At 41.1% G+C, this 599-nt stretch carries 2 tRNA genes and 1 rRNA gene; all 3 read left to right on the forward strand.

The features are described from left to right. Window positions 1-100: 100 nt before the first annotated feature. Window positions 101-176 (forward strand) — tRNA-Ala (locus tag ACJDT4_RS23310). Window positions 177-179: 3 nt separating this feature from the next. Beyond that, window positions 180-256, forward strand: a tRNA-Ile gene (locus ACJDT4_RS23315). A gap of 111 nt (window positions 257-367) precedes the next feature. Next, window positions 368-599: ribosomal RNA gene (locus ACJDT4_RS23320) — 23S ribosomal RNA — on the forward strand; the annotation flags it as partial.

Raw genomic sequence — 599 nt, forward strand, 5'->3', positions numbered from 1 at the left:
CTTTCTAAGGAGTCGACATGAAAACGCAGTTTTCATGAAGGTTCATTCTTATCTCTGTTTAATTTTGAGAATTCAATGTAATTCTCTATTTTATTTATGTGGGGGATTAGCTCAGCTGGGAGAGCACCTGCCTTGCACGCAGGGGGTCAAGAGTTCGAATCTCTTATTCTCCACCACATGGGTTTATAGCTCAGCTGGTTAGAGCGCACGCCTGATAAGCGTGAGGTCGATGGTTCGAGTCCATTTAAACCCACCATTGTACTTTGAAAATTGCATAGTAAGTAAAGTTATTTTTAATTAAGTTAAGGCAAAGTTTAACTTTGTAATTGATTTAATATGATATATTTTTTCGAATATATTCTTTAAAGGTCAAGCTACAAAGGGCACATGGTGAATGCCTTGGCACCAGAAGTCGAAGAAGGACGCGATAAGCTGCGATAAGCTTCGGGTAGGCGCAAATAGCCTGTGATCCGGAGATTTCCGAATGGGGAAACCCTCATGATTAACATCATGAACTGTATGCTGAATTCATAGGTATACAGGGGCACACCCGGGGAACTGAAACATCTAAGTACCCGGAGGAAGAGAAAGAAAAATCG

The organism is Clostridium neuense, assembly GCF_045310695.1.
GTDB classification, from domain to species: domain Bacteria; phylum Bacillota; class Clostridia; order Clostridiales; family Clostridiaceae; genus Clostridium_S; species Clostridium_S neuense.